The following is a 6,141-nucleotide window of genomic DNA, read 5'->3' on the forward strand; positions in this document are numbered from 1 at the left end:
GCGGCCGTGACAGTCGATCCGTGCTCGCAGATCGACGGCAAACTGTGTTTGCGCGGCCGGACGTCCGGCCGCGCAGTGTCGGACGGTCAGGTCGCTTTTTCGAGCAATGCCTTCGCTTTTCCTTCAAGCTCAAGCCGGCTGTCCTGATGGGATTTGGTACGAGCGTGCGCGGTCATCCCTTGCACGAAATCAAAGATGCTTTCCGGTGGCCTGCCTTCCTCCTGCAAAACTGCTTCGATGATCTTGCCGGTTTCCCCCTTGGAGAAACCGCGCTTGCGCAGAAACGTTTCGCGGTCGTCATCGCTGCGCGCGACGATCTTTTCGCGGGCAGCCTTGATGCCGGCGATGAACGGAGCCGGACTGGAATTGGCAAAGCTCGTCAAGGCGGGTGCTGCCTCGTGGGCAAAACGCTGCGCAGCAAATTTCGAATGCCGGATGCTGATTTCTTCGAAACCTTCGACGCCCCAAAGGTTGCGGTTCATGCAAACCGCGCGAAGATAGAAGGATGCGATGCCAAGGGTTTTGCTGCCGACTTCCGAATTCCAGCAATAGAAGCCCCGGAAATACAAATCCGGCTCTCCGTTCGGCAACTGTCCGGCCTCGATGGGGTGGGTGTCGTCCACCAGAAACAGGAATACGTCGCGGTCACTGGCGTATAGCGTTGTGGTGTCCTTGGTGATGTCGACGCAGGGATTGTGTCTCATGGTCGCCCAATCCAGCACGCCCGGCACCTTCCACATGGTGTCGCCGGTGCCGTTGCCCGCAATCTTCATGACCGCCGCGACAAGCTCATGGTCCCAGATGCGGCCATAGTCCGGGCCAGTGACCGCGCGAAGCTCGATGCGTCCGTCTTCCGTTTCCAAGGTTTTCACAAGCTCGGCGCGATGGGAAAGCAGGCCGTGCTGCAGGTTGATGCCTGCCAGCGGCGACGGAAGCTGGCGCATGTATGTGGAGGGTGCACCGACAAGGCTGCACAGCTGGCCGAAGCTCCAATGTGTGGGCGCTGTCGGCTGGTCCTGTCCGGGCACAATGAGCGCAAGCCTTTCCGCATTGTCGCGGCTGGCCTCAACCCTTACTGCCCGGCTCTCCACAGTGCGGGCGGTGGCGCGATCCGCGCGGGCGCGCACGGCAGCGTAGAGCTCGGTAAGCGACAGATAGCGCTCATCGTCGGGGCGCGAAAACCATTCCGACGACACGCGACCGACACGCTCGCCGCGCGAGATGTCCACGCGAAAGCCGCTGGAAACAGGCTGCTGCTGGCCGTTGCCGGTGCCATTAGTGTTCGTGATCATGTTCATTTTGCTCACTCCTTTTTTGTCAAAGCCGAAGGCATGTCCCCCGGCATGCCTTCCGGGGGCGCGTGAGCGCGCGGGAGTGATGGGGGCCAATGCGGTCGCGCGGAGCCGGGCTGCGCGGTCGAGCGAAGCGGGCTTGATTTTGAGAGTTGTGGTGATCAGTCAGCCGCTTTGCGAGCCGGCGGCCCTGCTCTGCAACAGACGGCAATGGCGGGGAAGCGAGGGAAAGTCCCCTCGCTTCCCTGGAGGCTATGGGCAAGTTCGTCCGCCGCCCCTGCGAACAAAGGCAGCGAAGCGCACCGCCTTGAAATTTCACAATGCGACGAGCAGTGTTGGAGGACTAACGAATTATTTTCTTGTTTGGCGAAAAAGACCTGTTCGCCAACACGCCTGCCTATCCGATGACCAAGAGGAAAAGATCCATGACCATTTCAAACGAGCAGCAGGACAAAGCTGATTTCGTCTCCATCGCTGCTGATATCGTCGCCGCTTACGTCGCGAACAACCCGGTGCCGGTCGCGGAACTGCCCAAGCTCATCGGCGACATTCATGCCGCGCTGCAGGGGATCAGCCCGCCTGCGGCTGAGCCTGTGGTGAAACTGGAGCCAGCGGTGTCGATCAGGAAGTCAGTGACACCGGACTACATCATCTGCCTGGAAGACGGGAAAAAATTCAAATCGCTGAAGCGACATCTCAGCACGCATTACAATATCAGCCCTGAGGAATACCGGGCGAAGTGGAGCCTGCCTTCTGATTATCCGATGGTGGCGCCGAACTATGCTGCCGCTCGCTCGGTGCTGGCTAAGGCGATCGGGCTTGGCCGCAAGGCTGCAGAGCCTGCACCGGCGGTGAAGCCCAAACCGAAACGGACAGCTCGTGTGGCCGCCGCGGCGACCGCGCCGGTGGTCGCGACATCTCCGGTTAAGAAACTGCGCAAAGTTGCTGCCAAGGCCTAGCCTGCCGCATCGAACTGACTATGTTTTGGGCGGTGGCGGATCTGAACATGGCGAAGCCCCGTCCGCCGGACGGGGCTTCGTTCTGCTTGGTGCCGATTTCACTCGGCGGCGCGGCGGGACCAGATGAGGGAGAATTCGCCCTGCGTTTCGGTCTCGACCAGGCTCGCGTAGATCGGAGCGGGGAAGCTCGGGTCGTCGAGCTTGACGGAGTGGTAGTCGCGGCCCTCTCGCGAGGTCTTCTTCCATGCCGCACCGAACTCGGTGGCGCCGGCGAAGATGCGGTAGTCCGGACCCTTTTCGTTGTCGCCTTCGGCCGGGACGAAATCGACTGCCTTGACGTTGAGGTTGAGGGTCTTGACCGAGCCCTTGAAGCCCTTTGCGGTGCTGGTGAACATGCCGATGGTGGCCATTGTGGTGGTTCCTTCCGTTTGATCGGGCCGCGCCCATCGCGACCTCGATGGAGGTCTTGAGACCGGAGACGATCGGTCTGCACCCACCGGGGTCCCCGTTGCGCCTGCGCAATGGGGTGGTCCTTCGGGCTGGAACGAAGTGGAAGGCGGCCAGCGATGGCTTTTTTGTTTCGCGATGCAAAAGCCGGCCTTCTCGGCCGGCGGCGGAAAAAAGTCAGTGCTGGGCGTTGCAGGAAGACGATCGAGGCGAAGCCGGTCTTCGGTCAGACCCAAGCCATTCGAGGACGCAGTGGTGTGGCCTGCTAGCAGACAGGAGGAACCACCACAGTGGCTACGTGGTAGTGCTTCGCCCTCAGATCGCAAGAGAGTCACGGCCGGTCTGAAAGTACTCACATCTGCCGGCAGGCAGTGATTGCTGTCCGCTGAGACAAATGGAAATCGCAAGCACACCGCGCTCACTGCCGGGCGCCCCGCCTGTCGCACCATGGAAAGAACCTGCAGCCAAGAGGGCAGACCTTCACATCCAGCAAGACGGCGATCCGAGCTTCCCCGTCCCGATCTATGCGAGCCTTAGTCGAGCGCCGCAACGGGCGCATACGTTCCAAGCTGACCAGATGGGCTGCCGTGCGATTCGCGACGATCTTGAGAGAAGCTCGCGGTGGACGAGGCATCGCCAAGAGAGGAGCCACCACCGTCTGCCGGTCCATGTCGTGCGGTCGAGGTCCCGGCCACGCTGGACAGCGTGGCCGGAAAATTTCAACGGTGTCCGGACCCGCCTTGACGGCTCCGGGTTCTGCCGTTCATTCGGCAGCGACGTCGAAGCCCTCACCTGCCTCGCTCGCGTCGTCGCCCTCGGAACAGGCCGCATGTGCATCGTCCAAGGAGACTTGGTCGGCTGCGGAAGCCTCGTCCGCGATGGTGTCCCCTGCTTCGATATCTAGCGGGTCAGCAACCGTCGCGGGCTCCACGGTCCGCAGCAGCGCGGGCAGCCAGCCGGTCCCGGCCAGCAATTGCTCGCCAGCTTCGGCCATCGGCTGCTTCTTCAACGCCGCAAGCCTTTCCGCCGCTTCGCTGCTGACGGCTTCGCTGACTGCCGCGAGGATGTTCGCCTTGGTGATCCGTCCGAGATAGGTGCGCACGGTAGGTGTCCAATGTGCCGTCATGTCGAGCCCAAGCGCTGCCGCCAGCCGGTCCACCGTCTCATGGGCGCGGGGCTTGCGCTCCCAAGGCTGTTTCACCGCATTGACCGTCAGTGACGCGCAATGCGCAAACAGCGCCATGACGCTGGCAGGATTAAGCCCGACGATGAAGCCCCACAGGTCCGCCACGTCAGCCGGCATGTCAGCCGCCCATCCCGCATGCCGATCCGCGAGCGCCTTGGCCGCTGCCGTGTCTTCGATGCCATCGGCGTGGCCGCCGAGATACGTGCTCGTCGGTCGAATTTCCAGGCAATGGGCTTCCATGCCTTGATAGAAGGCCTGCGCGGCGAGTGTATGCGTGACAGCGATAAGGACAATGTCCGGCTGCTCGCCGAGCGCAAGGCGAAGGCCTAGCGTCCGGTGGGCAGTCAGGTCGCGGACGAGAAGATCGGAAAGCGGCTTGCCGTCCTCCTCAGCGTCTTCATCGTTTCCACGATCGGGGTCCGAACTGGCATCCGCCTCGATGATCTCGCCATCGCCATTGATGGTGTGGCCTTCGTCGCTTCCTTCCGGTACTGGAAATTCGTCGTCGGCGCGAATGAAGCCGCGTTCGATACGCGCGGTCCCGTCATGGGAGAGCATAACGAACAGGCCGCCGCGCTCGACGACCTCCGGGTCGTAGGCGTGACGCATTGCATCGATGCGTTCGATCTCAGCTTCAAGCTCGCCGAAACGCTGATCGACATCGTCGGGCAATTCCTCGGCACTCCTCCATTGTTCTGTCAGTTGGTTGAACGTCTCGAATGCCGTTTGATAGGCGGCTTCATCTTCTTCCGACAAAACCACGGGCTGCGGGTAGTGACGACGCAGACCGTGTGCATGCGGATAGTCGATATGGACATCAGCCCATTTCCAGCCCTCGGCTTGGCTGATGGTTTCGGCGATGCCTTGCAGCTTCTCGATGACCATGCGGTCGAGCAAAGCCGGATCGTCATAGAAGCCGCCGCGATCATCGGTGAACAGATCGCGGATGATCATGCCGCCGGCGTCGATATAATCCGCCGCACCGATGAAGACGGCGCGTCGGTCGCTAGCCGCGACATGGGCTCGCGTCAGTTCGCGGCGGATGAGGTAGGGCTCGCGATTGTAGCTGAGGTTTTCGAAAACCTGCTCCTGCCGGGCGTGATCATCAGCGATGGCAAAAGCCATCAACTGGTCGAGCGTCAGACCGCCGTCGCGATAAACCTGCATCAGCTTGGAGCTGACAGCGCCGAGCCGCAGGCGCTGGCGCACGACATGAGCGGTGATCCCAAAGCGGGCGGCAATTTCCTCAGCGCCCCAGCCACGTTCCTCGCTGAGACGTCGGAATGCCTCGAACTGATCAGCAGGCGACATGTTCTCGCGCGTGACATTCTCGTCCAGGCTGATCTCATGCGGATCGTTCTTGATGTCGATGACGCAGCGGATCGGTTCGGTCTTCTTGATCTCCTTGCGCTTCACGCGCAAAAGCTGCGCCAGCCTGCGGCCTTCACCGATGGTGACGAGATAGAAGCCGGTTTCCGCCTCCTCGCCGTCAAGCTCAGGCTCGACCACAAGGTTTTGCAGCATGCCCTTGGCGGCGATGCTTGCCGCATAGGCTTCGATGATGGCCTCGCTATGCGGCGTCTTGCGCGCATTGCGAGGCGACTTCTTCAGCTTGTTCAGCGGAATGAAAACCCCCGTGCCGCTTTCGCCGGCTATCGTGGTTTCCGCATTCTTTGCATTGATGGTCATGGTTCTGGTCCTTTCCCGTTACATGCCGAAGGCATGCCCCTCGGCATGCCTTCCGGGGGCGCGTGAGCGCGCGGCAGAGAAGGGGGCGAATGCCGGCGAGCGGAGCTGGGCTGCGCGTCGAGCGGGGCGGATCGGATCAGTTCGGCGGATGATCAGTCAGCGCCGCCTTGCGAGCGGGCGGCCCCGCTCTGCGCAGGCGGCACTCGCGGGGGAGAGATGGCCAAGACCATCTCTCCCTGGTGAGGCTGTCGCCCTTTGTTGCCAATGGTCTCTGCCGTATGGGATTTCGTTTGTGCAGAGAAGGCGGATGCCCGGCTTCCCCTAAGGAAAAACGCAGCCGTAGGAGCGTCAGCATAGCGGCGCCGCAGGCGCGACGCGGGACCGACTGCAATGACGAAACCGGTTAAGAGGGTAGCCGAAGGAGCGTCAGCATAGCGCCGCCAGAGGCGGGACGCGGGGCCGACTACCCCCGGCGAGGAGTACCGTACGGAGGTAGTGTACTGAGAGTTCTGCAAATTCGCTGAGAGAGGGCGGTCATGGCAGGCTGGTGATTGTTCACGTCACCTGA

4 protein-coding genes are annotated in these 6,141 nt (G+C 61.9%); 1 reads left to right on the plus strand and 3 read right to left on the minus strand.

Features of this window, described 5'->3' with window-relative positions:
* Window positions 1-86: 86 nt before the first annotated feature.
* Window positions 87-1,298, minus strand: a complete 1,212-nt coding sequence (locus tag FJV77_RS32590) for a DUF932 domain-containing protein (protein WP_185970477.1) — start codon at window positions 1,296-1,298, stop codon at window positions 87-89.
* Window positions 1,299-1,717: 419 nt separating this feature from the next.
* Between FJV77_RS32590 and FJV77_RS30165 the strand changes: the two genes are divergently transcribed.
* Window positions 1,718-2,251 carry a MucR family transcriptional regulator gene (locus FJV77_RS30165; RefSeq protein ID WP_142870016.1) on the plus strand — a complete coding sequence of 178 codons (534 nt, stop codon included), beginning with the start codon at window positions 1,718-1,720 and terminating at the stop codon, window positions 2,249-2,251.
* A gap of 98 nt (window positions 2,252-2,349) precedes the next feature.
* Here FJV77_RS30165 and FJV77_RS30170 read toward each other — a convergent pair whose 3' ends face one another.
* Both FJV77_RS30170 and FJV77_RS30175 read right to left on the minus strand, forming a co-directional pair.
* Window positions 2,350-2,661, minus strand: a complete 312-nt coding sequence (locus FJV77_RS30170) for a DUF736 domain-containing protein (protein ID WP_140682099.1) — start codon at window positions 2,659-2,661, stop codon at window positions 2,350-2,352.
* Between the two features lie 800 nt (window positions 2,662-3,461).
* Window positions 3,462-5,573 (minus strand): ParB/RepB/Spo0J family partition protein, encoded by a 2,112-nt coding sequence (locus tag FJV77_RS30175; RefSeq protein ID WP_142870017.1) that lies wholly within the window; start codon window positions 5,571-5,573, stop codon window positions 3,462-3,464.
* Window positions 5,574-6,141 lie beyond the last annotated feature (568 nt).

The organism is Mesorhizobium sp. WSM4306 (assembly GCF_007003975.1).
Taxonomy (GTDB): domain Bacteria; phylum Pseudomonadota; class Alphaproteobacteria; order Rhizobiales; family Rhizobiaceae; genus Mesorhizobium.

What these genes read in the sequence shown, in the direction of transcription:
- FJV77_RS32590 (WP_185970477.1), bottom strand. Translation starts at nt 1,298, where the DNA reads ATGAACATGATCACGAACACTAATGGCACCGGCAACGGCCAGCAGCAG.
- FJV77_RS30165 (WP_142870016.1), top strand. Translation starts at nt 1,718, where the DNA reads ATGACCATTTCAAACGAGCAGCAGGACAAAGCTGATTTCGTCTCCATC.
- FJV77_RS30170 (WP_140682099.1), bottom strand. Translation starts at nt 2,661, where the DNA reads ATGGCCACCATCGGCATGTTCACCAGCACCGCAAAGGGCTTCAAGGGC.
- FJV77_RS30175 (WP_142870017.1), bottom strand. Translation starts at nt 5,573, where the DNA reads ATGACCATCAATGCAAAGAATGCGGAAACCACGATAGCCGGCGAAAGC.